The 25799-nt window shown below is 73.6% G+C and carries 25 protein-coding genes; 17 read left to right on the top strand and 8 right to left on the bottom strand.

What is annotated here, in order from left to right:
- Positions 1-144: 144 nt before the first annotated feature.
- On the bottom strand, positions 145-1704 hold the full coding sequence (locus ACFT41_RS08780) for a polysaccharide lyase family 1 protein (RefSeq protein WP_377589981.1): 1560 nt from the start codon (positions 1702-1704) through the stop codon (positions 145-147).
- Between the two features lie 359 nt (positions 1705-2063).
- Positions 2064-3080, bottom strand: coding sequence for a DUF1996 domain-containing protein (locus tag ACFT41_RS08775; protein WP_377589982.1), 1017 nt, complete (start codon positions 3078-3080; stop codon positions 2064-2066).
- Positions 3081-3402: 322 nt separating this feature from the next.
- Between ACFT41_RS08775 and ACFT41_RS08770 the strand changes: the two genes are divergently transcribed.
- Positions 3403-3705 carry a hypothetical protein gene (locus ACFT41_RS08770; RefSeq protein ID WP_377589983.1) on the top strand — a complete coding sequence of 101 codons (303 nt, stop codon included), beginning with the start codon at positions 3403-3405 and terminating at the stop codon, positions 3703-3705.
- Positions 3702-5366 (top strand): amidase, encoded by a 1665-nt coding sequence (locus tag ACFT41_RS08765; protein ID WP_377589984.1) that lies wholly within the window; start codon positions 3702-3704, stop codon positions 5364-5366. Before ACFT41_RS08770 ends, ACFT41_RS08765 begins: the two co-directional genes overlap by 4 nt.
- Before the next feature lie 269 nt (positions 5367-5635).
- On the opposite strand, the gene ACFT41_RS08760 is transcribed toward ACFT41_RS08765, so the two are convergent.
- A complete protein-coding gene (locus ACFT41_RS08760) occupies positions 5636-6565 on the bottom strand; it encodes a diacylglycerol/lipid kinase family protein (protein WP_377589985.1) in 930 nt (309 codons plus the stop codon).
- A gap of 147 nt (positions 6566-6712) precedes the next feature.
- Here ACFT41_RS08760 and ACFT41_RS08755 point away from each other — a divergent pair, with 147 nt between their 5' ends.
- Entirely contained in the window at positions 6713-8341 is a 1629-nt protein-coding gene (locus tag ACFT41_RS08755) for an alkaline phosphatase D family protein (RefSeq protein WP_377589986.1), read from the top strand.
- Between the two features lie 118 nt (positions 8342-8459).
- Here ACFT41_RS08755 and ACFT41_RS08750 read toward each other — a convergent pair whose 3' ends face one another.
- Positions 8460-9287 carry an amidohydrolase family protein gene (locus ACFT41_RS08750; RefSeq protein ID WP_377587562.1) on the bottom strand — a complete coding sequence of 276 codons (828 nt, stop codon included), beginning with the start codon at positions 9285-9287 and terminating at the stop codon, positions 8460-8462.
- Positions 9288-9389: 102 nt separating this feature from the next.
- On the opposite strand from ACFT41_RS08750, the gene ACFT41_RS08745 reads away from it, so the two are divergent.
- The 6 genes from ACFT41_RS08745 (at position 9390) to ACFT41_RS08720 (ending at position 15201) form a co-directional block, all read left to right on the top strand.
- Positions 9390-10646 carry a M20 family metallopeptidase gene (locus ACFT41_RS08745; protein ID WP_377587561.1) on the top strand — a complete coding sequence of 419 codons (1257 nt, stop codon included), beginning with the start codon at positions 9390-9392 and terminating at the stop codon, positions 10644-10646.
- On the top strand, positions 10643-11644 hold the full coding sequence (locus ACFT41_RS08740; RefSeq protein ID WP_377587560.1) for a Gfo/Idh/MocA family protein: 1002 nt from the start codon (positions 10643-10645) through the stop codon (positions 11642-11644). Before ACFT41_RS08745 ends, ACFT41_RS08740 begins: the two co-directional genes overlap by 4 nt.
- 13 nt (positions 11645-11657) lie before the next feature.
- Positions 11658-12959: an ABC transporter substrate-binding protein gene (locus tag ACFT41_RS08735; RefSeq protein ID WP_377587559.1), complete on the top strand. Its 1302-nt coding sequence runs from the start codon at positions 11658-11660 to the stop codon at positions 12957-12959.
- Between the two features lie 61 nt (positions 12960-13020).
- A complete protein-coding gene (locus ACFT41_RS08730) occupies positions 13021-13983 on the top strand; it encodes a carbohydrate ABC transporter permease (RefSeq protein ID WP_377587558.1) in 963 nt (320 codons plus the stop codon).
- Positions 13980-14813: a carbohydrate ABC transporter permease gene (locus ACFT41_RS08725; RefSeq protein WP_377587557.1), complete on the top strand. Its 834-nt coding sequence runs from the start codon at positions 13980-13982 to the stop codon at positions 14811-14813. The genes ACFT41_RS08730 and ACFT41_RS08725 overlap by 4 nt, the downstream gene beginning before the upstream one ends.
- Before the next feature lie 34 nt (positions 14814-14847).
- Positions 14848-15201, top strand: coding sequence for an L-rhamnose mutarotase (locus tag ACFT41_RS08720; protein ID WP_377587556.1), 354 nt, complete (start codon positions 14848-14850; stop codon positions 15199-15201).
- Positions 15202-15298: 97 nt separating this feature from the next.
- On the opposite strand, the gene ACFT41_RS08715 is transcribed toward ACFT41_RS08720, so the two are convergent.
- Positions 15299-16429, bottom strand: a complete 1131-nt coding sequence (locus tag ACFT41_RS08715; RefSeq protein WP_377587555.1) for a mandelate racemase/muconate lactonizing enzyme family protein — start codon at positions 16427-16429, stop codon at positions 15299-15301.
- 131 nt (positions 16430-16560) lie between these two features.
- Here ACFT41_RS08715 and ACFT41_RS08710 point away from each other — a divergent pair, with 131 nt between their 5' ends.
- The 7 genes from ACFT41_RS08710 to ACFT41_RS08680 all read left to right on the top strand — a co-directional run bounded on the left by ACFT41_RS08710 (position 16561) and on the right by ACFT41_RS08680 (position 22957).
- Positions 16561-17496 (top strand): thiamine pyrophosphate-dependent dehydrogenase E1 component subunit alpha, encoded by a 936-nt coding sequence (locus ACFT41_RS08710; RefSeq protein WP_377587554.1) that lies wholly within the window; start codon positions 16561-16563, stop codon positions 17494-17496.
- A complete protein-coding gene (locus tag ACFT41_RS08705; RefSeq protein ID WP_377587553.1) occupies positions 17489-18469 on the top strand; it encodes an alpha-ketoacid dehydrogenase subunit beta in 981 nt (326 codons plus the stop codon). The genes ACFT41_RS08710 and ACFT41_RS08705 overlap by 8 nt, the downstream gene beginning before the upstream one ends.
- A complete protein-coding gene (locus ACFT41_RS08700; RefSeq protein ID WP_377587552.1) occupies positions 18466-19260 on the top strand; it encodes an SDR family NAD(P)-dependent oxidoreductase in 795 nt (264 codons plus the stop codon). Before ACFT41_RS08705 ends, ACFT41_RS08700 begins: the two co-directional genes overlap by 4 nt.
- 48 nt (positions 19261-19308) lie before the next feature.
- Complete coding sequence (locus tag ACFT41_RS08695) at positions 19309-20631, top strand: hypothetical protein (RefSeq protein ID WP_377587551.1); 1323 nt, start codon at positions 19309-19311, stop codon at positions 20629-20631.
- Positions 20628-20960, top strand: coding sequence for a YciI family protein (locus ACFT41_RS08690; protein WP_377587550.1), 333 nt, complete (start codon positions 20628-20630; stop codon positions 20958-20960). The genes ACFT41_RS08695 and ACFT41_RS08690 overlap by 4 nt, the downstream gene beginning before the upstream one ends.
- Positions 20960-22576 (top strand): hypothetical protein, encoded by a 1617-nt coding sequence (locus ACFT41_RS08685; protein ID WP_377587549.1) that lies wholly within the window; start codon positions 20960-20962, stop codon positions 22574-22576. The genes ACFT41_RS08690 and ACFT41_RS08685 overlap by 1 nt, the downstream gene beginning before the upstream one ends.
- A gap of 111 nt (positions 22577-22687) precedes the next feature.
- Positions 22688-22957 (top strand): GlsB/YeaQ/YmgE family stress response membrane protein, encoded by a 270-nt coding sequence (locus ACFT41_RS08680; RefSeq protein ID WP_377587548.1) that lies wholly within the window; start codon positions 22688-22690, stop codon positions 22955-22957.
- 54 nt (positions 22958-23011) lie between these two features.
- Here ACFT41_RS08680 and ACFT41_RS08675 read toward each other — a convergent pair whose 3' ends face one another.
- From ACFT41_RS08675 to ACFT41_RS08665, 3 genes are read right to left on the bottom strand one after another with little or no spacing between them, the layout of a single operon-like run.
- Positions 23012-23728 (bottom strand): lysoplasmalogenase family protein, encoded by a 717-nt coding sequence (locus ACFT41_RS08675; RefSeq protein ID WP_377587547.1) that lies wholly within the window; start codon positions 23726-23728, stop codon positions 23012-23014.
- Positions 23725-24552: a sterol desaturase family protein gene (locus ACFT41_RS08670; RefSeq protein WP_377587546.1), complete on the bottom strand. Its 828-nt coding sequence runs from the start codon at positions 24550-24552 to the stop codon at positions 23725-23727. Before ACFT41_RS08670 ends, ACFT41_RS08675 begins: the two co-directional genes overlap by 4 nt.
- The gene (locus ACFT41_RS08665; protein ID WP_377587545.1) at positions 24549-25271 is read right to left on the bottom strand and encodes a FadR/GntR family transcriptional regulator; all 723 of its coding nucleotides are present in this window, start codon (positions 25269-25271) and stop codon (positions 24549-24551) included. The genes ACFT41_RS08670 and ACFT41_RS08665 overlap by 4 nt, the downstream gene beginning before the upstream one ends.
- A gap of 242 nt (positions 25272-25513) precedes the next feature.
- Here ACFT41_RS08665 and ACFT41_RS08660 point away from each other — a divergent pair, with 242 nt between their 5' ends.
- Positions 25514-25765 (top strand): hypothetical protein, encoded by a 252-nt coding sequence (locus tag ACFT41_RS08660; RefSeq protein WP_377587544.1) that lies wholly within the window; start codon positions 25514-25516, stop codon positions 25763-25765.
- Positions 25766-25799: the final 34 nt, after the last annotated feature.

Raw genomic sequence — 25799 nt, 5'->3', positions numbered from 1 at the left:
CCTGTTTAAGAGACTGGTGGTGGGGTCGGCGGCTAGGACTTGGTGACCCGCTTCGCGTGCGCTGGGTGCTCCGGCCGAGGTCCCCGCGCGCCGGCGGGTTCGGACCGTCCCCGGCCCCGGTTCCGGCTGATCAGCGGCGAAGCGCTAGCCGGCGTACGTCTCGAACTCGGCGACCCGTGGCGTGCCGTTCGCGCCGTCGATCTCCAGGTTGATCTTCTTCAGCGAGGTCGGGCTGAAGGACACGACGCCCACCCCGTTTCTGCCCGACGCGAGGACGGCACCGGTGTCGTTGTTGACCAGTCGCCAGGAGCGGATGACGCCGGTGGCGCCGGAGGCCTCCCGGATGTTCACCGAGCCGACCCGGACGGCGGCGTCCCACTTGACCGAGATCCGGCCGGTCGAGCCGGAGGGCGACCAGTAGGTGCTCAGGTTGCCGTCCAGCACGTTGCCGTAGCTGGTGCCGCTGGCCTTGCTGGAGCCGTCGGCCCCGGCCCCGATGCTGAGGTTCGTCCCACCCGGGTTGGTCGGGCCCGGCGTCGGGCTGGTCGGCCCTGGGGTGGGGCTGGTCGGCGCGGGGGTGGTCGGCGTCGGGGTCTGCGGCGTGCAGCTGCCGTCCGACACCTGCAGGCCCTTGTTCGCGCCCGCCGTCTGGCGCACCAGGTTGGGCACGCAGCTGGCCCCGTCGAGGCGGTAGGTGTAGGGGATGCTGACGGTGGTGGTCGACTGGGGGTTGGGCCCGGCGGGGTAGTTCTCGTCGCCGGGGCTCGACCAGGTCACGTTGTCGAAGACGTTGCCGGCGACCTGCCAGGAGCCGCGCTCGTTGGTGTAGAAGGTGCCCAGGACGTCCTTGGAGTCCTTGAAGTAGTTGTTCTCCACCTTGGCCTTCGCGCCTGCCCGGGAGTTGATGCCGGACTCGCGCAGGTTCACGTAGGAGTTGTTGTACATGTGGGCCGTGGCGCCGCGCAGCAGGGGCGCGCGGGAGTCGAGGTTCTCGTACAGGTTGTGGTGGAACGTGATGTAGTTGTTCCCCAGGTCGCTCTCACTGGAGCCGACCAGGCCGCCGCGGCCGGAGTTGCGCAGGGTGCTGTAGGACAGCGTCACGTACTGCACGTTGTCCTTCATGTCGAAGAGGCCGTCGAATCCCTCGGACTCCCCGCCGGATGCCTCCAGGGTGACGTGGTCGACCCAGACGTTGCGGACGGTGCTCTCCATGCCGATGGCGTCGCCGCCGTTGGAGGTGGGCGAGCCCGACTTCTTGACGTTCCGGACGGTCACGTTCTGGATGATGATGTTGCTGGAGTCGCGGATGTGGATGCCCAGCTGGTCGAAGACCGCCCCGCTGCCGACGCCGACGATCGTGACGTTGCTGATCTGCTTGAGCTCGATCAGGCCGGCGGCGGTGTTGCAGCTGTTGCCCGACACCTTGGCCGTGTTGCCGTGGTTGATGGTCCCCTCGACCTGGATGATGATCGGGGTGCTGCTGCTGGCCCGGGTGCACAGCGCCGTGTGGATCGCGGTCCCCGTGGTGGCCCGCACCGTCTGCCCGCCCGCGCCGCCGGTGGTCCCGCCGTTCTGGGTCGCATAGCCGGTCACGCCGCCGGTCGCCGCCGACGCCTGGGGCGTCGGCAGTGCCACGCAGATCGCGGCCCCGATGACCGTCGCGGCCACCGCCGCGTGGAGTCGCAGTGGGACTGGTCGTTTCATCCTTGCCTCGCCTTCGATGTGTTCCTGGGGTGGTACGGCCCGGCGACTGCCGGAGGCGACGAGGCGGCCCCCGGCCTGGGACGTGGTCTGTGGGGGGCCGTCGCCGTCGAAACCGTGACGGACGGCTACGGGTACGGCGATGGTCGCCGGTGCCGGAACGGTCCGCATCCATTCGGAAAGCGCTTTCCACAGCCGAGGATAGGGAGGAGTCGATTGGTCTGGCAAGAACCTGACCGGTTTGCGGCGTAATGAACGTCGACCGCTGTCCAAGATCGCGTCGACGGGGCGGCCGTGCGGGTACTGGCCTACGCGGCGGTGCGCGCCGGTCTGTTGGTCGGCGCGTACCGCCGCCGGGATCGTCACTGCTGGATCGGCTGCCCGTCGTTGCCGCAGATGTAGCCGTCGACGATGCATGTCTGCACCCGCCGGGCGAGTTCTGCCTCGTCCCAGGCGTTGAAGAAGTCGCCGTGGAACGTGTAGCCGGGGGCGGTGGTGACGTTGGCCCCGTTGCGGATGCCGGCCAGGCTGAGCCCGGTGCCGCGCACGTCGTACGTGATGAGGAACTCCAGTCGGGGCACGGGCACCGGGTGGCTGGCCGGGCAGGTGCCGCCGACGCCGCCCAGGCCGAACGCCATGTGGCTCTTGTGGTCGGGGCTGTCCAGGTTCTTCCCGTCCCAGCAGGTCGGGAAGTCCAGGTAGGTCTCCAGCTTGGACCCGGCCGGGCAGACCGGGAAGTCGCCGCTGGCGGCCGGGATGCCGACGCAGTTCCACCGGGCGGCGGGATTCTGGCCCGCGCTGGTCGCGAGGGGATTGCCCACCACGATCCGCAGGCCCTGGGGGTGCGGCTTGACGTTCGCCCGGTCGGTGAGGACCTGGTAGTAGATCCGGACGCTCTGCGGCTTCTGCGCCACGCCGTTCTGGTAGAGCGTCGGCACCCAGTACGCGGACTTGTCGGCCACCGGGTTGCAGGTCGTCCCGCCGGCCCGCAGGGAGGCCAGGTCGGTGTACGCGTTCGTCGTCGTGTTGCCGAAGAACTCGTGGGTGTGCGAGGCGCCCGGGCGGCCCCACATGACGATCGGGTCGTCGTTGGCCCGTCCCTTGCTCGGGCAGTCGGCCCGGAACTCGGAGCCGCGCACCGGCGCGAGCTGGAGTTCCAGGGCGGCCGCCGCCTGCTCGGGGCTGAGCCCGTACGCGTGGCCGGCGTGACCGCCTGCGGCGGCCGCACCGCCGGTCGCCGCCCGCGCGTCGACGGCATCCCGGTCGGCCAGCACCCCGCCCGCGACCAGGGTCAGCAGCGCCACGGCCAGCGCGCCGGCGCGGCGCAGGCGCGGACGGGGGATCGGATCGGCGTCACGGCGCCCTCGGATGAACCGCATGCTTCCTCCTCGCCCGGCGCACCGGGCACCGGCCCGGGATCGCCGGGCCGTAGACGGGACGGATGGGTGAGAGCGCTCTCTGTGTCATTGATAACCGAACGCAGTTACGCCTGTCAATCTGAGTGACGGTGCTCCCGGTCCACCCCGGACAGTGCCGGGCCGGGGAGCCTCAGCGGTCGGGCGGGGCGGGAGCGGCCGTACCCGCGCAGGTCAGAGGGCATAGACCCGCGTGGGTTCACTGCGCCGAGATCGACTCGACACGCCGGTGACACGGCCCGGCCCGACAGTGGGCGCATCATCTCCCACCCTGGAGGAGCACCCCTTGGCGCCAACCCCACCGACCGACGCCGAACTGGACGTCCTCATCCGCGCCCGGCTCGCGTCCCTCGGCATCGACCTCGACCAGCTCCCGCCGGGCACCACCGCCGACCCGCAGACCGGTTCCCCCGGCCGCGACTCCGTGCTGGCGTCCCTGCGGTCCTTCGTCCGCGGCACCGTGGGCACGCTCGCCGCGTACCAGCTGCCCGCCCCGGCCGGCACCGACCCCGTCGTGGCCATGGCGCTGTCGCAGCAGCCCGCGCCGATGCTCTACCCCTCGATCAGCACGGAATGGCGGAACCGATGAGCGAAGCCCCCGTCGATCGCGGCGTCGACCGCCGCGCCTTCCTCGCCCGCACCGCCGCCCTGGCTGCCGCCTCGGCGGTCGGCGGCGCCGTCGGCCTGCCCGCCGTGGCCTCGGCGGCCGGTCCCGCCCGAACACCCCTGCTCACGGCGGCGAAGTGGAACCCGGCGCTGGACGTGCCGAACGCCTACGTCAAGCCGCGCCCGGAGGCCGTGGCCGACCCCACCGAGCTCACCGTCGCCGAGGCGGCCTGGCTGATCCGCGCCGGCAAGCTCACCCCCGCCAAGCTGGTCGAGGCGTATCTGGCCCGCATCTCCACGTACGACGGCACGTACCGCGCGTTCAATCTGGTCCTCGCCGAGGCGGCGGCCAAGGCGGCGACCGCCCTGGCGAAGAAGCCCCGGCGGGGCGCGCTGCACGGCATCCCGCTGGCGATCAAGGACAACTACTACACCGCCGGGGTGCCCACCACCGCCAACTCCTACCTGTTCGCCGACTTCCGGCCGCCGTACGACGCCACGGCCGTGTCACGGCTCCTCGCCGGCGGGGCGATCGTGCTCGGCAAGACCCAGATGGGACCGCTGGCCACCACCCGGGCCACCACCCCGAGCGGGGTGGTCACCACCGTCAACGCGTGGACCCCGACCGACATCCGCACCGACCCCGGCGGCTCGTCCACCGGCACCGCCACCGCCGTCGCCGGGCGGCTCGCCGCCTCCGGCACCGGCACCCAGACCGGCGGCTCGATCACCGCGCCGTCCAACGCGCAGAACCTCACCGGCCTCAAGCCGACGATGGGCCGCGTCTCGCTGCACGGCATCATCCCGCTCAGCTACACCCGCGACCACCCCGGCCCGCTGGCCCGCGACGCCAAGGACGCGGCCATCATGCTCACGGCCATGGCCGGCGAGGACCCCGCCGACCCGCGTACGCAGGGCCTGCCCGGGGTGCCGAAGCTGATCGACGCGGCCACCCCGGTCCGCTCCAACGGTCGGCTGAAGCTGCGCTGGAAGACCCGCATCGGTGTGCTACCGGGCTTCACCGCCGGCACCACCGAGACGGCGGCGGCGCGGGCCGCGTACCTGGCGAAGCTCGCCGCGATCCCCGGCGCGACCGTGGTGGACGTGCCGCTGCCCGACGAGTGGGACCTGCTCACCGGCGGCGCGTTCAACAACGTACGGCTGCCCGAACGCAGCGAGCCGTTCATGCCGTACCTGCGCACCGACCTGCGCGGCTTCGGCGTGTCGGTGACGGGCTGGCTGCAGGGCGCGCTGCTGGGCGCCGGCGAGTTCATCACCGGCCAGCGGGCCAAGCTGCTGCTCATGGAGCGGGTGCTCGACCAGCTCTTCGCCTCCTGCGACGTGGTGGTGCAGAGCAGCCCGGTGCCGTTCGACATCCTCGGCCTGCCGGAGATCGCCTTCCCGATCGGCTTCACCGCCGCAGGCGTGCCGATCGGCACCATCCTCGGTGGCCTGCCGTACGGGGAGGACCGGCTGTTGTCCGTGGCGGCGGCGTACCAGGCGGTCACCGACTGGCACCGGCGGCGGCCCGCCGACCCGCCGGCCGTCCCACCCGCCCCGGCCGCCGCGGCGCGCGGCCTGGCACCGGCCGCGGCCCCCGCCCTGCGGCTGACCGCCGAGGAGGTCGTCGAGCTGGCCCAGTGACCCGCCGTCCCGTCGCCGTCCCGTCGCCTCCGGGCGGGTCGGCGACGGAGGCGTCCCGCGGTCGCCGTCGGGGCTGCCGGAGGGGCCTGACCGGCTGGTGGGCCGAGGCGCTGCGCACGGCGCGGGCGGCCCGGCCGTACGGGTCCTGACTCCCGTCGGTGGCGCGCCCCGTCCGGCGCGCCGCCGGCCTGGCGCGCGTGGGCCCTCCAGCCGTGAGAAGGGAACCCTTCTATACCGTATGCGTCAACAGGTGGCCCTTCCTTGCGCCGTCAGCGGTCCGGGCTGTCGGCGGGGGCCATCACCCGCAGCGCGTTGGCGGCCAGTCCGATCCGGATCGGGGTCTCGCCGCACAGCTCGCCGTCCACCTCGACCCGCGCCGGCCGGTCGGTCTCCAGCCACAGCTCGCCGACGGCGAGGAACGGCGTCTCGGCGAGGGTGCGCCGGGCCCCCGTGGCGGCGTTGCGGGCCGTGTCCCGCAGCAGGCCGCGCCGGGTCGGCCCGCCGACCGGGTACGCCACCAGCAGCCGGTCGTCGGCGTCGGTGTCGGCGGTGATCGGCCGGCCGGCGTGGAAGCCGCCGTTGGCCACGTACAGCTGGTGGGTGTGGAACTCGTGCGTCGCGTCCCCGGCCCGCACGGTGGCCCGCAGCGCCCGGTGCCGGGCCAGCAGCGCCAGGGCGGTCGCCGGATACGCGAGCCGGCCGGTGACCCGCTTGAGCGCCGGTGGGGTCCGCAGCATGATGTCGGCCGACAGCCCCACCCCGACGTGGTTGGCGAACGGCACGTCGCCGGCCAGCCCCAGGTCGACGTCGATCACCTTGCCGTCGGCGAGGACCGCCACGGCGGAGCCCAGGTCGAGCGGGAGGCCGAGGGTGCGGGCGAAGTTGTTGGTGGTGCCCAGCGGCAGCAGGCCCAGCGCCACGTCGCGGTGCGCGAGCAGCCGCGCGGCGGCGCTCTGCGTGCCGTCGCCGCCGCCGGCGACGAGCAGGTCCGGCCCGAGGGCGAGGGCGTCGTCGAGGCTCCGCTCCAGCTCACCGGGCCGGTCGGCCGGATACGCCCCGAGCAGCTCGAAGCCCGACCGGGCCAGTAGCGCCCGGGCGTGCTCGTAGAGGCGGCGGCCCCGGCGGGAGCGGGCGTTGACCACCAGCGCCGCCCGCCGGTCCCGCCGGATGGCCGCGCCCAACTCCTGCTTCGTCCGCATGGCTGCCGACCCTATCTCCGCCGGCCGGGGATTCCGGTGCCAAGGCCCGCCGGGTGGCGTGGGGACGGCCGACAACCGGTGAAGGATCGGCGAACTCTGGCGCGCGGGGCAGCGGGCCGGACGGTGAAGACGGTAGATACGTGAGGCATGACGAACACCATCGACCGTCGTACCCTCCTGAGGCTGGCCGGCGCATCCGCCGGCACGGCCGTGCTCGCCGGCGCCACCCTGGCCGGCCCGTCCCCCGCAGGCGCGGCCGGCGGCGCGTTCCGGCACGGGGTGGCCTCCGGTGACCCGCTGCCCGACGGGGTCCTGTTGTGGACCCGGCTCACCCCCACCGACGAGGCGCAGCCCGGTTCCGGCGTCGGCCCGGAGGCGGAGGTGACCTGGCAGGTCGCCGCCGACCCCGACTTCGCGACGGTGGCGGCCCAGGGCACCCTGACCACTGGCCCGGCGCGCGACCACACCGTCAAGGTGGCGGTGAGCGGCCTGGCCCCGGCCACCACCTGGTGGTACAGGTTCGGGCACGCGGGCGCGTGGTCGGCGACCGGGCGCACCATGACCGCGCCGCCGGCCGACGCCGACATCGACCGGCTCCGCCTCGGCGTGGTCTCCTGCGCCAACTGGGAGGCGGGCTACTTCTCGGCGTACCGGAACCTGGCCGACCGGGGCGACCTCAACCTCGTCGTGCACCTCGGCGACTACCTCTACGAGTACGGAACCGGCGAGTTCGACGCCGGCGGGACGGTGGTGCGGCCGGTGCTCCCGGCGCACGAGGTGCTGACGCTGGCCGACTACCGGATCCGGCACGCGCTGTACAAGACCGACCCGGACCTGCAGGCGCTGCACGCTGCGGTGCCGTGGGTGATCACCTGGGACGACCACGAGGTGGCCAACGACCAGTGGTCCGGCGGCGCGGAGAACCACACCCCGGCCACCGAGGGCGAGTTCGCCGACCGGGTCGCCGCCGCCCGGCAGGCGTACGCCGAGTGGATGCCGGTGCGCACCGGCGCGGACGGGGCGATCTACCGCCGGCTGCGGTTCGGGCGGCTGGCCGAACTGTCCATGCTGGACCTGCGCACCTACCGGTCGCAGCAGGCGTCGGGCTCCGCCGTCGACGACCCGACCCGGACGATCACCGGGGACGCGCAGATGTCCTGGCTCAAGAGCGGACTGGCCGCCTCCACCGCCCGGTGGAAGCTGGTCGGCAACCCCGTCATGATCGCCCGGGTCGACCTCGCCACGCTACCCGCCTGGCTGCTCGGCCCGATCGGCAGGCTGTTGGGCGTCCCCGAGAACGGCGTGGTGCTCAACCCCGACCAGTGGGACGGCTACAACGCCGACCGCAACGAGCTGGTCGACCACCTCCGGGCCGCCGGCACCCGCGACGTCGTCTTCCTGACCGGCGACATCCACACCTCCTGGGCCAACGAGGTCACCACCCGGGCCACGGGCACGTCCGCCCCGGCCGCCGCCGAGTTCGTGGTGCCCTCGGTGACGAGCGACAACGTCAACGACTTTCTCGGCCTGCGGGAGGGCAATGCGCTCAGCGTCCTCGGCGCGGACCTGCTCCGCGCGACCAACACGCACGTGCGTTGGACGGAGCTGGACGGCCACGGCTACGGCGTGCTGGACGTGACCCGGCAGCGGTGCCGGATGGACTGGTACCACCTGGCGGACCGGACCCGGCCCGGCAGCGCCAGCCGGTGGGTGGCCGGCTGGTCGGTGGCCGCCGGGTCGTCGACGCTGCGCCGGGAGGCCGCGCCGCAGGTCTGACCCGGCCCCGCGGGACGGGCGGACGCGATCCGCCCGTCCCGCCCCGGCGGCAGCCACCGTCCTCCCGCCCCGCCCCGCCCGCCGCGTTCCGACGTCGGTGTCGGCGGCTGTTCCGGCCTCAGCGCCGGCGTAGGGCGCGGCGGAGGTTGCCGCCGAACACGGCGGCCGCCTCGGCGGCAGAGAGCCCGTCGAGCCCGACCGGGCGCAGGGTCTGGGCGAACGACACGTGGTCCAGGCTGGGGGAGAAGTCCGAGCCCCAGTACAGCCGCCGCGCGCCGAACCGGTCCAGGAGCAGGCCGACGAACGGCCGGGCGGCGGCGTGCGGATACGCGTCGGCGGGGTCGCTGACGGCGTACAGGCCGGAGACCTTGACCCCGACGTGGGGCAGCCGGGCGAGGTCGGTGACCGGGGCGAGCCGGTCGGCGGCGGCCTGCGGGGTCGGCACGGCCTGCTGCCGGCCGGGCAGGCCGAGGTGGCTGAACAGCACCGCGCACCCGTCGAGGGCGGCCAGCGCCCGCCCGAGCCGGCCGGCCGCCTCCGGCGTGGCGTTGAGGCTGAGCACCGCCGAGGCGGCGTTGAGCGGCCCGGCCGCCGTCGCGGCCCAGCCGGCGAACGCGTCGGCCGAGGCCGGGTCCGGCAGGTACGCCGCGACGCCCGCGAACCCCGCTGCCCGCAGCCGGTCCAGCCCGGCCCGGTCCGTGCCGGTGACCGGAACGTACGCCAGGGGCACGATCCAGTCGTGCGCGGCCGCGAGCTGGGCCAGGTGCCGGTTGTTGCCGGCGAACTTCGGGGCGCCCTCGTAGCCGACCACGAGCGCCCGATCGATGCCGTGTTCGTGGCGCAACGTCCGGTAGACGGCGAGTTCGTCACCCCCGGCCGGTGACCTTCCGTGGCGGCCCGGATACCCGTCGGCGAAGAGGTGCAGGTGTGCGTCGGCGCGTTCCATGGGCCGGACCCTAGCCGATTCCGACCTGCCCATTGACGTGGGAGGACCCCTCCCTTAGGTTCTTGTCTCAATTAGGTCCGGATTATCGGACGCAGGTGAGGGGTGGACCGCGTGGTGCAGGCGTACGAGGGCATTGACGATCTGGTGCGGCTGCGGCGACAGCTCCACCAGCGCCCTGAGCTGCGGTTCGCCGAACAGCAGACCGCAGTCGTCCTCGCCGGCCGGCTCGCCTCGATCGCCCGGGTTCGCTCCGGTGTCGCGGGCACCGGCCTCGTCGCCGAGATCGAAGGACGTACCCCCGGGCCCTCGGTCTTACTTCGGGCCGATATGGACGCCTATCCGGTCCAGGACGCCAAGGAGGTGCCCTGGGCGTCGGGCAACCCGGGGGTCTGTCACGCCTGCGGGCACGACGTGCACATGACGGTCGTCTCCGGCGTCGCGGCCCGGCTCGCGGCCGACCCGCCCGAGCGGGGCACGGTGACCGTGCTGTTCCAGCCGGCTGAGGAGATCCCCTTCGGCGAGGACTCCGGTGCCGCCGCCGTGCTCGCCGACGAGGCCCTGCGCGGCCGGCGCTTCGACGCCGTCCTCGGTCTGCACTGCTGGCCCGACCTGCCGGTCGGCGCCGTCGGCATCGACCGGGAGACCGCGATGGCGGCCAAGGATGCCTTCCGGGTCGAGGTGCTCGGCCGCGCCGCGCACGCCGCCACCCCCGCCCTGGGCCGGGACGCGATTCTCGGCCTGGCCGGCATCGTCAACCTCCTGCACGCCGGGGTCGCCCGCTTCCGCAACCCCCACGATCTGGTCGCCTTCAACATCGGCACGATCGCGGGTGGGGCCAGCCAGAGCCAGGTCGCCGAGCGGGCGGAGGCGACCGGCACCCTGCGTACCCACGATGAGGCCGTCCGCGAACGGCTCAAGGAGGTCATCGAGCGCATCGCCCGGCAGCAGGCCGTCGCGCTCGACCTAGGACTGCGCTTCACCTGGGCCAACGAGATGCCCCCGGTGCGCAACGCCGCGTCGCTGGTGGCCCTCGCGCACGCCGAGCTGCCCGCCGTGGCCACCGTCGCAGACCTGACCGCGCCGCCGCTGACCACCGACGACTTCGCTCTGCTGGGCGCATTCGGCCCCAGCCTGTACGTCAAGCTCGGTGTGACCGGCGAACGCGGCGGCGCGTCGCTGCACTCGGGTGCCTTCGACGTGGACGAGCGGTGCATCGGGGTGGGCGTGGCAGCCCTGGAACGCCTTACCCGGTCCGTCCTCGCCGGCCGCCTCGCGCAGGTGGATGCCGTCGCCGACGGCCGGGGAGACGCCGGTGCCGCCCCCGGTGACCGTGCCGCCGTCGAGGCGGTCGGGGCGTGAGCCGCCCGTCGGTCGCCGTGGTCGGCGTGGGGGCGTTCGGCGCGCGGCACCTGGCCGCGTACCGGTCGCTCGGCGTGCCCGTGCGTGCCCTCGTCGAACCGGACGCCGCGACCCGCCAGCGGGTGGCCGCCCAGCACGGCGTGCCACAGACGTACGCCTCCGTGGCCGAACTGCTGGCCGCCGCCCCGCCGGACGCCGCGTCGGTGTGCGTCCCCGGCCCGGCGCACCGCGCGGTGGCCGTCGACCTGCTGGCCGCCGGGGTGCCCGTGCTGGTGGAGAAGCCGCTCGCCGCCACTGGCGCTGACGCCGCCGCCATCGTGGCCGCCGCCGAACGCACCGGCGTGCTCTGCCAGCCGGGGCACATCCTGCGGCACAGCGCCCCGCACCGGGCCCTGCACGAGGCGGTCCGCGCCGGCCGGATCGGCGACGTGCTCGCCGTGTCGTCCCGCCGCGACCGCCCCCGCACCCTCAGCCGGCACTTCCCGCGCGAGCACCCCGCGCTGCTCACCGCCGTGCACGACATCGACCTGGCCCTCTGGTACGCCGGAGCGCCCGTGGTCGAGGTCCGCGCGGCGGCCCGGACCCGACCCGGATCGGCGACCCCGGTCCTGGTGTGGGCGGAGCTGCGGCACGCCAACGACGTCGTGTCGTCGATCCGCAACAGCTACCTGCTGCCCGAACACACCCCGAACCACACCTCGGACCTGGTCGAGGTGTACGGCACCGACGGGGTCGCGCACGTCGACCTCGGCCACCCCACGTTGCTCGTCCAGGGCGAGCCGACCGAGGCGCCGGACTGGCTCCTCTCCCCGGTCGACGGCGGCGGAGCGCTCGCCGCCGAGCTGCGGCACTTCCTCGGCCGGATCGACGGCACCGAGCCGACGGCGGTCGTCCCGCTCGCCGACGGCCTGCACGTCGTCCGGGTCGCCGAGGCCGTGGTCGACAGCGCCACCGCTGGCGGGTCGGCCCGCCGCGTTCCTCAGAGCCCCCACTTGTGACAGGAGCTACCCGATGTTTCGACGGAGTTTGGCCGGCGCACTCGCCGCCGGCATAGCGGCCGCCGTGCTGCTGACCGGATGCGGCGGCGGTGACGACGCCACCGACGGTGGCCCGGTCACCCTGAAGGTGCTGACCTGGGAGCCCGGCGGCACCGAGTACTGGAAGCAGGTCAAGAGCAGCTTCGAGGCCGGCCACCCGAACATCAAGCTGGAGATGCAGTCCGTCCCCTTCGACAAGTACCCCGAGGTGCAGGGCCCGTACATCACCTCCCAGTCCGGGCCGGACGTGATGGCCAACAACGCCGGCCTGGAGCTGTTCGACCGGCGCGGCGCGTACGTGCCGCTGGGTGACAAGGCCGCCGAGATCACCAAGGACCTGGTCACCTACAGCGGCGCTTGCGAGGGCTTCGACACGAGCAAGACCTGCTACGGCGTGCCGTTTTCGTATCAGGGCAACGTCCTCTACTACAACAAGGCCGTCCTGACCGCCGCCGGGCTGGACCCGGAGCAGCCCCCGGAGACCTGGGACGAGTTCGGCGCGGCCTGCGACGCGGTGAAGAAGGCCGGCAAGACCTGCCTCGCGCTCGGGCTCTCCGGCACCTTCCCGGCGTACTGGGACTTCCCGGAGATCGCCCGCAACTATCTCACCGAGGACGACATCCGGGCCCTGCTCGCCGGCAAGCTGTCCTGGACGGACCCGAAGCTCGTCGCGGTGCTGGAGAAGCTCGCGGAGATCACCACCAAGGGCTGGGCGAACAAGAACGCCCCGTCGATCACCATGCTCCCCGACGGCGCGGACATCTTCCAGCGCGGCGACGCCGCGTTCGCCGGCACCATCATCTCCGACGCGGTGAACTGGGAGGCATTCGGCAAGGCCCTTGGCGACGACAAGCTCGGCGTCACCCGGTGGCCGGCGATCGACCCGGCGGCCCCGCTGGCCCAGAAGTTCTCCGGCATCGAGGGCGCCGTCTACGGCGTCACCCAGTGGAGCCAGAAGAAGCAGGCCGGCGTGGAGTTCATCACCTGGCTCGCCGGCAAGGAGAATGGCGAGCTCTGGGTCAAGCACGGCAAGGGCCAGCCCCTGAACAAGAACGTCGACAAGGCGCTGTTGCCCTCGTCACCGGCCTTCCTGAAGATCCAGGAGCTGGTGGCCCAGCCGACCCTGCACTCCGGCGTGATGCTCTCCGGCCCCGAGGCCGACGCCCTGGCTCGTGGCTGGCAGCAGGTCACCCTCGGCCAGCTCACCGTCGACAAGTGGGCCGGGCAGATGCAGCAGGCGCTGGAGCGCAGCCCCACGAAGAAGCAGACAAAGTAGCTACCCCGGGCGGGGCGACCCTTCGTCGCCCTGCCCGGCCAGCCCGGGGAGAGGAACCCTGATGACGATCTCCACCGCGCCGGCGTCGGAGCCGGTGGCCACCGACGTCCCGCCCGCGCCGGTCCGCCGCCTGGCACGCCGGCCGGGACAGGCCCGGGAGTGGTGGCTCGGCGTCGCGCTGGTGCTGCCCGCGCTCGTCCTGGTCGTGCTGTTCAAGCTGGTGCCCCTCGCGCGGGGCGTGCTCACCAGCTTCGAGTCGTCCAGCGGGTTCGGCGGCAGCGAGTTCGCCGGGGCCGACAACTACACCCGGATGTTCGACGACCCGATGGTGCGCACCAGCTTCCGCAACGCCCTGCTCGTGGTGGCCACCCTGCCGGTGTGGATCGTGGTCCCGCTGGTGCTGGCGCTGCTCATCCACCAGCGCTCGCCGGGCTGGAGGTTCTTCCGCGCCGTCTACTTCGTGCCGTACACCATCGCGCCCATCGTCGTCGGCATCATGTTCCGGCAGATCCTCGCCCCCGACGGGCCGCTCAACGCCCTGCTGCGTGGCGTCGGGCTCCAGCCGCTGGCGATCGAGTGGCTCAACGGCCGGTACAGCGCGCTGTTCTCGCTGGTCGCGGTCGCCCTGTGGAGCTTCTTTGGGCTCGGCGTGATGACCTACCTCGCCGGCCTGTCCACCATCCCCGAGGAGACGCTGGAGGCGGCGTACCTCGACGGCGCCGGGTTCTTCCGGCGGCTGTTCTCGGTGGTCGTGCCGATGCTGCGCCCGACCGTGGCGTACTGGAGCGTGATCTGCGCCTCCGGCGTGCTGATCTGGCTGTTCCCGCTGATCTACGCGCTGACCCAGGGCGGGCCGGGCGACGCCACCATGCTGCCCGAGTATCTGGTGTTCCTCACCACCTTCCAGTTCCTCGACCGCGGCTACGGCTCGGCCATCGGCATCGCCCTGTTCGTCTTCGTCGCCGTGCTGTCGATCTTCAGCGTGCGGCACATGTTCACAGAGGGGACCCGCAAGCCGCGATGAACACGCGCCACTACGCCCGCATCGGGCGCTACCTGCTGACGTTCGCGTTGGTCGTCGTCGCGGTCGCGGCGATCTACCCGCTGCTGTTCACCGTGGTCAGCTCGCTGAAGACGCAGGCCGGCTTCGCCCACGATCCGCTGGGCCTGCCCGCCGGGATCACCCTGGACAACTACCTCGAGGCGTTCCGCCGGATGAACATGCCCCGGCTGCTGCTCAACTCGCTGATCACCACCGTCGGCGGGCTGGTGCTGTCGGTGCTCGCCGCGCTGCTGGTCGCGTACGCGGTGACGAAGCTGCGCTTCCGCGGCGGGAAGGCCGTCTTCCTGCTGATCATCGTGTCCCTGACCATCCCCAGCCAGGCGATCATCTACCCGCTCTACCAGACCGTGCTCGACCTGGGCATGTCCGGCGAGTACCAGGGCCTGATCCTGGCGTACGCGGCGTTCGGGCTGCCGCTGGGCACGTACCAGCTCGCCGGCTACTTCCAGCAGGTGCCCGACGAGCTGATTGAGGCGGCCCGGGTCGACGGCGCGGGGCACCTGACCATCCTGTTCCGGCTGCTCGCCCCGATCGCCACCCCGGCCCTGGCGGCCCTGGCCATCTTCAACTTCGTCTGGATGTGGAACGATTTGCTGCTGCCCCTGGTCATCATGGGCGGCTCGGACAGCAAGACCCTGATGGTCGGCGTCTCCCTGCTCAGCGGCCAGTACGACGTGTCGGTGCCGCTGGTCAGCGCCGGCCTGATCGTCGCGCTGCTGCCGGTGCTGGTCATCTACCTGGTCTTCCAGCGGCAGCTCGTCTCCGGCGCGCTGGCCGGCTCCGGCAAGTGACGCCCCCGGCGAAGACGGCCCGGTGGGGCGCGCGGTGAGCGCGACCGCCGGGCCGGGGGAGCAGGTGTGCCACCTGTACCGGCTACGCCCCGGCGCCGAGGCCGAGTACGAGCGCCGGCACGCCGAGGTGTGGCCGGAGCTGTCCGCGTCGCTGGGCGAGGCGGGGATCTACGACTACGCCATCTACCGGCGCGGCCTGCTGCTGATCTGCGTGCTGCGCACCCGGTGGGGCTACGCCCAGGCATGCGCGGTCACCGCCGCCTCGCAGGTGCAGGCCCGGTGGACGGCGTCGTTGACCCACCTGTTCGCCGAGATCGCTGACGCCGACGGCGAGCCGCTGTGGGCGCACCGGGTGTTCCGCTACCCCGGCCACCCGCCGCCCGCCTAGGAGCGCGGCGCGCGTCGCTCCGGCCGCGCGCCGCGCCCTGCGTCTGCGGTGAGAGGGGTTCCCTTCTCTACCGCAGGCGTTAACAGGGAGCCCTTCCTTAAACCGCGTACGCGACGGAGCCGTCGGCGCGCAGCGGGATGCGGGTCAGCGGCCGGCCGGTCAGGTCCAGAGGCGTGGGGTCGGACAGGTCGAGGGTGACGCCCAGCCCGGGGGCCTGCGGCACCGGCAGGAAGCCGCCCTCGCGGCGCACGCAGGCCCGGGCCGGGCCGTCGGCGAGCGCGTCGTCCAGCGGCGAGTACTCCTGGGTGACGAAGTTGGGGATGGCCGTGTCGAGGTGCACCGAGGCCATGGTCAGCAGCGGGCCGAGGCAGTTGTGGGTGACCACGGCCGCGTGGTGTGCCTCGGCCAGCGCGGCAATCTTGCGAGCGTGGCTGAGGCCGCCGGCGAGCCCGACGTCGGGCCGGACATACTGCGCGCCGCCCTGGGCGAGCAGCTCCTTGAACTCCCAGATGGTGTGCAGCCGTTCCCCGTTGGCCATCGGCACGCCCGGCGCCCGCCGGGTCACCCCGGCCTGGCTGCTCACGCTGTCGATCTGGATCGGGTCCTCGACCAGCAGGGGATGGTGCCGGGCCAGCGCCGGCACGACCGCCTCGGCCTGCAACGGGGTGAGCTTGCGGTGCAGCTCGATCAGCAGGTCGACGTCCGCGCCGACGGTGTCGCGCACCGCCGCCGTGGTGGCTTCGGTCTCGGCGACGAGGCGGGCCTGCGACAAGTCGCCGTGGTTCGCCGGCAGCGGGTCGAACTTCACGGCGGTGAATCCGTCGGCGACGGCGACGGCAGCCTCGGCCGCGAGGGCCTGCGCGCCGGTGGCGCCCAGCAGCAGGTGCAGCCGGATCCTGTCGCGGACCCGACCGCCGAGCAGTTGCCACACCGGGACGCCGAGCCGCTTGCCGAGCAGGTCCCACAGGGCCAGGTCGACGGCGGAGACGGCGGCGGTGAGCACCGAGCCGCGGAACGGGCCCATCCGGTAGAGGTGGTGCCAGTGGTGCTCGATCCGGTGGGGATCCGCGCCGAGCAGGTACGGCCGGAACGTCTCCACCACGGCGTGCACCGCCGTCGGGTAGCCCCAGCAGGCGGACTGGCCGACCCCGGTCAGCCCGTCCGTCGTGTGCACCTGGACGAAGTGCGCGTCGCCGCGCACCACCGACTCGACCTCGGCGATCTCCATGCCCGCTCCCCAAATTAGAGACTAATAACGGTCACAAACTTGCTTCAACACTCTTCCATAGCCTTGGACTGCTGGTCTAGGCTCCACAACCAACGAGCCTAAATAAGGCTCAATTATCTGTGGGGGGTGTGATGGGGCTGCCGGACGACTATCGGCTCATGGCCCGGATCCGCCGGTTCGAGGAGCGGCTGACCGCCCTCAAGGACGCCGGCGAGATCCCGGGCTCGATCCACCTGTGCAACGGCCAGGAGGCCATCCCGGTCGGTGCCTGCCGGGTGCTGCGCGACGGGGACCACGTCACCTCGACCTACCGGGGGCACGGCTGGGCGATCGCCCGGGGTGTCGATCTCACCGGCCTGTTCGCCGAGATGATGGGCCGCGACTCGGCGCTGTGCGGCGGGCGTGCCGCCTCGCCGTACCTGTCGGACCCAGGCCGCTGGTTCGTCGGCGAGAACTCCATCGTGGGCGCCGGCGTGCCGATCGCGGCGGGCGCGGCGCTCACCGCGCAGCGCACCGGCAGCGGGGCGGTGTCGGTGGTCAGCATCGGCGACGGCGCGATGAACCAGGGCAACGTGCACGAGGCGCTCAACCTCGCCGCCGTGCTCGACCTGCCGCTGGTGCTGGTGGTGGAGAACAACGTCTACTCCGAGATGTCCCGAATCTCCGACATGGTGCGGGTGCGGCAGCTCGCCGAGCGGGCCGCCGGCTACGGACTGCCGGGCCGGGTGGTCGACGGAAACGATCCCGACTCCGTCGCCGAGGCGGTCACCGAGGCCGTGGGCCGTGCCCGCGAGGGCTCCGGTCCGTCCATCGTGGAGGCCATGACCGAGCGTCTGGTCGGCCACTATAGCGGCGACGCGCAGCACTACCGCCCGGCCGGCGAGATCGCCGCTGCCCGGGAACGCGAGCCGCTGACCCGCATCCGCGCCGCCGCCGACGTCGACCTGACCGCCCGGCTCGACGCCGTCGACGCCGAGGTCGCCGCCGAGATCGAGGCCGCCGTAACCGCCGCCCGCGCCGTGCCCTACCCGGACCCGGCGACTGCGAGGGAGCATGTCTATGTCTGAGTCGCTGCGCTACATCCAGGCCGTCAACGCGGCGCTCGCCTGGGCCCTGGACAGCCGGACCGACACCGTCTACTTCGGCGAGGACGTGGCGCTGCCGGGCGGGCCGTTCGGCGCCACGAAAGGGCTGCACAAGAGGTTCGGTTCCGACCGGATCTTCGACACCCCGATCTCCGAGACCGGCTTTCTCGGCATGGCCCTCGGCGCGGCCATGACCGGGCTGCGGCCGATCGCCGAGATCATGTACGCCGACTTCTCGTTCGTGGCGATGGACCAGATCGTCAACCAGATCGCCACCATCCACTACTCCAGCGCCGGGCGGTGGAAGGCCCCGCTGGTGATCCGGATGCAGCAGGGCTACTCGCCCGGGGCGTGTGCCCAGCACTCGCACTCGCCGGAGGCGTACTTCGCGCACACCCCCGGCCTGCGTGTCGCGCTGCCGGCCACCCCGGACGACGCGTACCAGATGTTGCGCACCGCCGTCGTCAGCGATGACCCGGTGGTCGTCGCCGAGGCCCGGATGCTCTACCCGACCCGAGGCCCGGTGCGCACCGACGCCCCGGTCGAGGAGATCGGCGGGGCCCGGGTGGTCCGGCCCGGCGCCGACGTGACCGTCGTCGCCTGGTCCCGGATGGTGTCGGCGGCCCTCGACGCCGCCGCCACCCTCGCCGAGGAGGGCGTCGACGTCGAGGTGGTCGACCTGCGCTGGCTCAACCCGCTGGACTTCGACACGGTCGCCGCGTCGGTGGCCCGCACCGGCCGGCTGGTCGTCGCGCACGAGGCCAACCTGACCGGCGGGTTCGGTGCGGAGATCGCCGCCCGGGCCGCCGCCGAGTGCTTCGCCGACCTGCGTGCCCCGGTGGCCCGGGTGGCCGCCCCGGACGTGCCGATGCCCGCCGCGCCCGCCCTCCAGGCCGTCGTGGTGCCCGACGCGGCGACCGTGGCGGACGCGATGCGCCGGACGGTCCGCGCGTGAGCGACGACATCCCGGCGGCCGGTCGGGGGGCTGGCGGCGGCACCGCGCACGCCGGCCTGCTGGCGGGCCGGCGGGTGGTCGTCGTCGGCGGCGCGTCCGGCATCGGCCTGGCCACCGTGGCCGCCGCCGTCGGGGCCGGCGCGGCGGTCGCCGTGCTCGACGCCGACTCCGCCGGCGCGGACCGCGCCGCCGAGCAGGCCCGCGCCGCCGGAGCGACGGCCTGCTCGCGGGGCGTGGACGTCACCGTCGAGGACGAGGTCGCCGAGGCGCTCGACGCCGCCGCCGCCGAACTGGGCGGGGTCGACGCCGTGTTGCACGTCGCGGGTGTGATGCGCGGTCAGGGCCTGGACGTGCGCGACGTGCCCGTCGCGCTGTGGGCGCAGGTCATCGCAGTCAACCTCACCGGCCCGTTCCTGGTCGCCAAGCACGCCGCCCGGCACCTGAGCCCCGGCGACGGGGTGCTCGTGCTGGTCGGGTCGAAGGCGGGCGTGCAGACCGGCTCCGGCTCGGTACCCTACGGCGCGAGTAAGGGAGGGTTGCACGGCCTGGCGCTCACGCTGGCCCGACAGCTAGGTCCACAGGGGATCCGAGTGCACGCGCTCTGCCCGGGGGACATCGACACGCCGCTGATGCGGCGGTCGCTGGACGAGGCGCGGACCAACGGCGCCGAAGGCGGGCGGATCGCCGCGGTCGAGGCTGCGCTGGGTCGCCCCGAGGACGTGGCCTCGGTGCTGGTCCTGCTGGCGTCACCGGTCAGCGCCGGCCTCGCCGGCACGGTCTGCACTGGCTGAGCACCCCACCCCACCAGGCCAGCGGGCGCACCACATGGAGGCAGCATCGTGATCGGGATCATCGGCCCGGAGGACTCGATCCGGCTCGCGCAGGAGGTGGCGGCCGGGGAGGGCCGCGCGGACACGGTCACCGCGCGCGCCTACACCCGGCCTGAGCAGGCACCCGACCTCGCCCGCGAGCTGGACGAGGTGTGCCAGGTGCTGCTGTTCACCGGCCGCATCCCGTACGCGTTCGCCAGCGCGGCCGGTGACCTGCGGGCGGAGATCGACTACGTCCCGCACGCCGGCATCGACCTGTACCGGACCCTGTCGCGGATGCTGCTGGCCACCGGCGGGAAGCTGCCTCGGGTCAGCGTGGACACCATCGAGGCCGAGATCGTCCGCGAGACGTACCATGACATCGAGGTCGCCCCGCCCACGGAGATCCTGCCGATCGCCGACTCATCCGGGCTGCTCTTCGCCAGCCTCGGCGAGGTCACCGCCTACCACCGCGAGCGGTACGCCTCCGGCGCGGTCGAGGCGTGCCTGACGTGCCTCGGCGCGGTGCACCGCGACCTGGCCGACAGCGGGGTCCCGGTGTGGCGCGTCGAGCACACCCGCGCCTCGGTGCGCGACGCGCTGCGCCGGGCCTGGCTCGCCGCCGAGGTGCGCCAGTCCCGGGCCACCCAGATCGCCGTGATGATGGTCGACCTCGGCGCGTCGACGCACCGGGCGCAGGACCCGTACCAGGCCGAGCGGCAGCGGTTGCGGGTGCGTGAGGCGCTGCTGGAACACGCCGAGCGGATGCGCGGCCGACTCGCCGCGGTCGACGACCGGACCATGGTGATCACCACCACCCGGGGCACCGTGGAGAGCGCCATCGCCCGGCACCGCGACGGGCACGCCTCCGTGCTCACCCTGCGCGGGGTCGACGTCGAACACGCCGTCGGCTTCGGCGCGGGCACCACGATCGCCGCCGCCGAGGACAACGCCCGCAAGGCCCTCGCGCTGGGCCGGCACAGCGGCGATACCCACGTGGTCTTCCCCGACGGGGAGGTCTACTCCAGCCGGGAGACCGCCGTGCGTCCCCGGCTGCGGGAAACCGCCCCGGGCGTGCTGCGCGTCTCCGAGCAGCTCCGGATCGGGCCGCTGTCGACCCGCCGGCTGCTGGAGGCCCTGCACCAGATGGACCCCGACCAGGTCACCGCCCGGGGTCTGGCCGACGCGTACGGGGTGGAGGCGCGCTCCGCCCGCCGGCTGCTCAAGGCCCTGCGCGCGGCCGGCTTCGCCGAGGAGGTCGGCGTGCACGTGAGCACCGGCGCGGGCCGCCCGCAGGCCGTCTACCGGGTCGCCATGCGACGGCTCCTCGGCGCGATCGGGGCCGAGGCGTGAGTGCCCCGGCTCCCGACGCCGGCGCGCCCCTGCGCTTCGAGCCGACGTACCTCGTCACCGCCGCCTTCGCCGCCGACGCCGCCGTCCGGCGCGAACCCCACCGGGCCGCGCACCTGGCGCACGTGCGGGCACTGCTCGCCGACGGCACTGCCCTGCTCGCCGGGGCGCACGCCGATCTGACCGCCTCCGTGCTGGTGCTGCGGGCCGCCGACGCGGCCGCCGCCCGCACCCTCGTCGAACGGGACCCCTACTGGCGGCACGGGGTGTGGACCACACTCGACGTGGCCGACTACCTCGCCGCCACGAGCCACACCCTCGGGAGGACATGATGTCGTCGTACCGCCAGGTTCCCGGCGTGCGGGTGCTCGGGGCCGAGCACGCGCCGTACGCCGCCGCTCTGCTGCGCGGGGCGTGGGGCGACGGCGGCCCCGACGCCGTGCCGGTGCGCCTCGCCTTCGATCCGGCGCTGCCCGAGGGCGGCCACTGCGTCGACGTGCCCGAGGTCGGCGAGGTCCGGCTCACCGGCGACCCGTTCGCGGGCCTGGTCTATGCCGCCCGGGAACTCGTCGGCCGGGCCACCCCCGCCGGCCTGCCCGTCGGCGCGTCCGCCACCGCGCCCGGGCTGCCGCTGCGCACCCTGTGGACCTGGGACCACTCCACCAACTGGGACACCCGGCAGCTCGGCCAGCAGGAGATCGGCGCGCTCAACCCGTACGCGAAGTCCGCCGACGCGTTCGGCGCGGACTACCGGCGGCTCGTCGACTTCTGCAGCCAGGAACGGATCGGCGGCATCGTGGTGTACGGGCTGCTGCGCGACGCCCACGGCGGCGTCGGGGCGGCCCGCGACCTGTGCGAGTACGCCAACGCCCGGGGCGTGCGAATCATCGCCGGCATCGGCGTCAACGCCTACGGCGGGATCTACTTCGACGGCCGGCACCGCTACAACCTGGCCACCTGGCTGCGCCCGCGCCCCGACCTGGCCGCCGAGCTGCCGAAGAAGGTCGGCTTCGACATCGACGAGTTCGGCGACCTGCACTTCCCGGCCAGCGAGTACATGATGGCCGCCTGCCCGTCCCAGCCGGACAACCTGGCCTGGCACCGCGACGCCATCGACTGGCTGCTGGACACCCTGCCTATCGGCGGGATCAACTTCGAGACCGGCGACTACGGAAGCTGCGCCTGCGCCCGCTGCGCCGCCCATGCCGGCGGCGAGCGCACCTCCTGGTCGTACGAGGCGATGCGGTCGGTCTACCCGACGCTGCTGGAGACCGCCCGCCGCCCCGGCCCGGCCGGGGTGCCGCTGCGCCACCTCGTCGAGGTCTACTGGGACAACATCTTCGACCTCGACGCCCAGCAGCCCCTGGCCGACCTGCCCGACGACGTGGCCTACCAGTACTGCGTGAACCGGGGCTTCTGGTGCGACAACCGGGACCGCCTGACCGCCGAGCACGTCGACCGGCTGCCGCACACCACCAACGTGCTGCGCACCCACGCCGGGTCGCAGTGGAACCGGCAGCGCCACTCCTGGGTGCCCGAGATGTACGCCGACATGGCCACCCGCGCCGGGGCGGCCGGGATGCGCGGACTGACCATCTTCGCCGAGGCGGCGGCCTACCACCCGACCAACGAAATCAGCTACCTGGCGTACGCCCGATTCTCCTGGAACCCCGAGCTGGCCTGGGCGGACTTCTGGCGCGACGAGGTCGCCCCCCGCTTCGGCGGGTCGGCCGAGGCCGAGGCGTTCCGCGACGGCGCGGCCCTGCTCGACGACCCGGCGGCCACCGCGGCGGCCTTGGACGCCGTGCGCGGCGACGCCCTCGCCATGGTCGCGGCCACCGGCGGCGAGGTGCAGCGCCGCTGGCTGTGGCTCGCCGAGCGGGCCGCCCGATACGCCCACTCGGCCGACCCGCCGCCCGCGCGTGACGGTTGTCGCGCGGGACCATGACAGTCGTGTGAAGAACACCGTGTTCAGGCCCAATGGCAGTTTTGCCGCCCGCCCGGCGGGGGCATCGTGGAGGGCGCAGGCGACAGAACCCCTCGAGAGGAACGGCCCACCGTGGAAGTCACCGGATTCTTCACCGCCATCATCGTCGGTCTGATCATCGGCGCGCTGGGTCGGCTGGTCGTGCCCGGCAAGCAGAACATCCCGATCTGGCTCACCCTGCTGATCGGCGTGGTGGCCGCGATCCTCGGCACGCTGGTGGCCGGCGCGCTCGGGGTGGACGAGACCCGCGGCGTCGACTGGATCGAGCTGTTCATCCAGGTCGTCTTCGCGGCGATCGGCGTGTCGATCGCTGCGGGCGCGTACGGCCGCCGCCGGCACTGACCGCCCGCGCCGCCCGCCCGGCCCGCCCCCGATCCGGGGCGGGTCGGCGGCGGCTCAGGGGGTCGCCGGGTCGGGCGCGGGCGCGGGCCCGGTCCGCCCCGGACGGCCGGGCGCGTCCGGGGTGCCGGCCGCCGCCCATGCCGTGGTGAGCAGCAGCAGCGCGGCGATGTAGGTGCCCATCACCAGCAGGCCGTGGCCGGGCAGGGCGGTGCCGGCCGCGTCCACGCCGATCAGCAGGTCGGACCCGAGGAAGAGCGCCCCGCCGACCGCCGCGCGGGCCGACACGCCGGCCGCGGCGGCGGCCATCAGGCACAGCGCGAGGCTGTAGCCGAGCACGGGCAGCCGCAGCGGACCGAGCGAGCCCCACAGCGCGGCGTTGGCCAGCGCCCACAGGGCGAGGTAGCCGGCCACCGCCGCCACCGGCGGCCGTCGGTGCCGGGTGAACGCCACGATGAGGCTGACCTGGGTGCCGAGGAAGAAGCCCATGCCGATCAGGAACGCGGGCTCGCCGGGCAGCAGCAGCGCCACGTCGCCGGCGGTGGCGAAGACCAGCCCGAGCGCGACCGCGTCGAAGCGCCGCCGGCCGTCGGGGCGTTGCCGCCCGTCGACGGGTTGCCGGCCGGCGGGGCGCCGGTGGCCGGGGCACAGCAGCCAGAGCAGCAGCAGCGGGGCGAGCAGCGGCTTGGCCAGCCACTGGAGCACGATGTCGTCGAGCGCGACGCCGACCAGCTCGACGGCGACGACCAGCCCGAAGGGCGCGAGCCGCCTCATCGGGCCGGCTGCCAGCCGGGCCGGCGGAACAGGTGGCCCCACCGGTGCCGCCAGGATGCCGCCGCGCGCACGTCGGCCCAGATCGCCGCGTACTCGTGGGTGGCCACCCGCAGCGGGTTGTACGTGCCGATGTTCTTCGTCAGCCCGTACCGGGCGGGGGCGCGTTCCGGCTCGAAGGTGCCGAACAGGCGGTCCCAGACGATCAGGATGCCGCCGTAGTTGCGGTCCAGGTACTCGGCGTTCACGCCGTGGTGGACGCGGTGGTGCGACGGCGTGTTGAAGATCCACTCGATCGGCCGGGGCAGCATCCGGACCCGCTCGGTGTGCAGGAAGAACTGGTACAGCAGGCTGACCGACTGCTGGAGGAAGATCATCCACGGCGGGATGCCGAGCAGGGCCAGCGGCAGCCAGAACGGCAGCGACGTCATCGGCGTCCAGCTCTGCCGCAGCGCGGTGGACAGGTTGTAGAACGTGCTGGAGTGGTGCACCACGTGGCTGGCCCAGAACAGCCGCACCTCGTGGTGGGTGCGGTGGAACCAGTAGTAGGCCAGGTCGTCGGCGAGGAACAGCAGCACCCAGGTCCAGACGCTGGTGGGGGAGAGCTGGACCGGCGCGACGGTCCACAGCCCGGCGTACAGGCCGATCGTGAGCAGCTTCCACGGGAAGCCGATCACCTGGCTGCCGGCGCCCATGGTGAGGCTCGTGGTGGTGTCGCGCAGCTCGTAGCCGCGTTCGTCGTCGTCGGGGGCGAACCGGTAGGACAGCGCCTCCACGACGACGAGCAGCAGGAACGCAGGCACGGCGTAGAGCACGGCGGGGATCATGCTCGGCATTCCCTTCCGGGTGTGGTGGGGGTGGTGAGGGCGGCGGTGAGCAGGGCCCGGGCCTGCGCTGCGGCGTCGTCGCCCCGACCGGCGGCGATCGCCCCGGCGAGCCGCCGGTGCCCGCCGACGTCGAGCAGCTCGGCGGCGCGCCGCTGCGGCGGCACCTCGCCGACGGCGAGCGCGCCGGCCACGAGGCTGTTGAAACCCAGCAGGTACGCGGTGTTGCCGCAGCCGCGCACGACGTGCCGCCACAGGGCGATGTTGGCCTCGTCCATCCGGAGCAGGTCCGGCGCGAGCGCCGCGTACTCCTCGGCGGCGCGGGTGACGGTCTCCCGCGTCGCCGCGTCGGCCCGTTCGGCGCAGAGCCGGGCCGCGTCGACGCCGATGCAGGCGCGCATCTCCAGCATGTCCCGCACGAGTGTGCCGACCGGCAGGACGTCGCCGGAGCGGACCAGGGACAGGGCGAGGTCGAGCCCGGCGTGCACCCGCCAGTCGAGCACCCGGGTCGCGCCGCCCTGACTGACCCGGACCAGGCCGAGCTGTTGCAGGCGGCGCAGCGCCTCGCGCACGGCGTGCCGGTTCACCGCGAACGCGGCGGCCAGCTCCCGCTCGCCGGGCAGGGTGTCGCCGGGCCGGTACGCGCCGCTGACGACGGCGTCGCGGAGCTGCCCGAAGACGTGGTCGGAGACGGAACCCCGGGGGACGGGAACGAACGTCATGCGGTGCAGTGTGGCCCCGCCCACATCAACCCGTCAACTGGTTGGACCAATCGCGCCAGCCGCCCGCCCGCAGTTGCGGCGGGGAACGACAATCGGCGGGGTGTGACCAACCGCCTGCCCGGGGCGGGTTCAGCGGGCCGGAATACCGGTCAACCTGTTCGGGTGGCGACGACGAGAGGGGATTCCGCGTGTCCGGCACAACGCGCCACCGGCCCAGTCACGACACGGCACCGCCGAGTGACGTGGCGGACACGCTGCTGTGGCGGCTGGCGTACGACGTCGCCGAGGCCCACCGGCCCGACGCCACCGGCTGCTGCCGCAACCTGCTCTGCGGCGGCCAGCAGGCCCCCTGTAGTCCGCTGGTGAACGCCGAGCGCGCCATGCGGCTGGCCCGGGGCGACGCGGCCACCGGCCCGCAACTCCCCGCGCCCCGCCCCGCCCCCGCCGCGCCGGCCCGGCCCGAGCCCTCGCGCGCCGGGCGGGAGGCCGCCTGACCGGCCCGGAGGCCGGAGCGGCCCGACCCGCCCG

Source organism: Micromonospora sp. NPDC057141 (assembly GCF_042670805.1).
GTDB lineage: Bacteria > Actinomycetota > Actinomycetes > Mycobacteriales > Micromonosporaceae > Micromonospora.
This window is presented reverse-complemented; position numbering and strand designations above follow the sequence as displayed.

Excerpts from the sequence above, each read along its gene's own strand:
- ACFT41_RS08665 (WP_377587545.1), bottom strand. The coding sequence starts at position 25,271 with ATGACGTTCGTTCCCGTCCCCCGGGGTTCCGTCTCCGACCACGTCTTC.
- ACFT41_RS08710 (WP_377587554.1), top strand. The coding sequence starts at position 16,561 with ATGGGGCTGCCGGACGACTATCGGCTCATGGCCCGGATCCGCCGGTTC.
- ACFT41_RS08775 (WP_377589982.1), bottom strand. The coding sequence starts at position 3,080 with ATGCGGTTCATCCGAGGGCGCCGTGACGCCGATCCGATCCCCCGTCCG.
- ACFT41_RS08705 (WP_377587553.1), top strand. The coding sequence starts at position 17,489 with ATGTCTGAGTCGCTGCGCTACATCCAGGCCGTCAACGCGGCGCTCGCC.
- ACFT41_RS08750 (WP_377587562.1), bottom strand. The coding sequence starts at position 9,287 with ATGGAACGCGCCGACGCACACCTGCACCTCTTCGCCGACGGGTATCCG.
- ACFT41_RS08725 (WP_377587557.1), top strand. The coding sequence starts at position 13,980 with ATGAACACGCGCCACTACGCCCGCATCGGGCGCTACCTGCTGACGTTC.
- ACFT41_RS08685 (WP_377587549.1), top strand. The coding sequence starts at position 20,960 with ATGTCGTCGTACCGCCAGGTTCCCGGCGTGCGGGTGCTCGGGGCCGAG.
- ACFT41_RS08735 (WP_377587559.1), top strand. The coding sequence starts at position 11,658 with ATGTTTCGACGGAGTTTGGCCGGCGCACTCGCCGCCGGCATAGCGGCC.
- ACFT41_RS08755 (WP_377589986.1), top strand. The coding sequence starts at position 6,713 with ATGACGAACACCATCGACCGTCGTACCCTCCTGAGGCTGGCCGGCGCA.
- ACFT41_RS08780 (WP_377589981.1), bottom strand. The coding sequence starts at position 1,704 with ATGAAACGACCAGTCCCACTGCGACTCCACGCGGCGGTGGCCGCGACG.
- ACFT41_RS08765 (WP_377589984.1), top strand. The coding sequence starts at position 3,702 with ATGAGCGAAGCCCCCGTCGATCGCGGCGTCGACCGCCGCGCCTTCCTC.
- ACFT41_RS08670 (WP_377587546.1), bottom strand. The coding sequence starts at position 24,552 with ATGATCCCCGCCGTGCTCTACGCCGTGCCTGCGTTCCTGCTGCTCGTC.
- ACFT41_RS08675 (WP_377587547.1), bottom strand. The coding sequence starts at position 23,728 with ATGAGGCGGCTCGCGCCCTTCGGGCTGGTCGTCGCCGTCGAGCTGGTC.
- ACFT41_RS08760 (WP_377589985.1), bottom strand. The coding sequence starts at position 6,565 with ATGCGGACGAAGCAGGAGTTGGGCGCGGCCATCCGGCGGGACCGGCGG.
- ACFT41_RS08730 (WP_377587558.1), top strand. The coding sequence starts at position 13,021 with ATGACGATCTCCACCGCGCCGGCGTCGGAGCCGGTGGCCACCGACGTC.
- ACFT41_RS08715 (WP_377587555.1), bottom strand. The coding sequence starts at position 16,429 with ATGGAGATCGCCGAGGTCGAGTCGGTGGTGCGCGGCGACGCGCACTTC.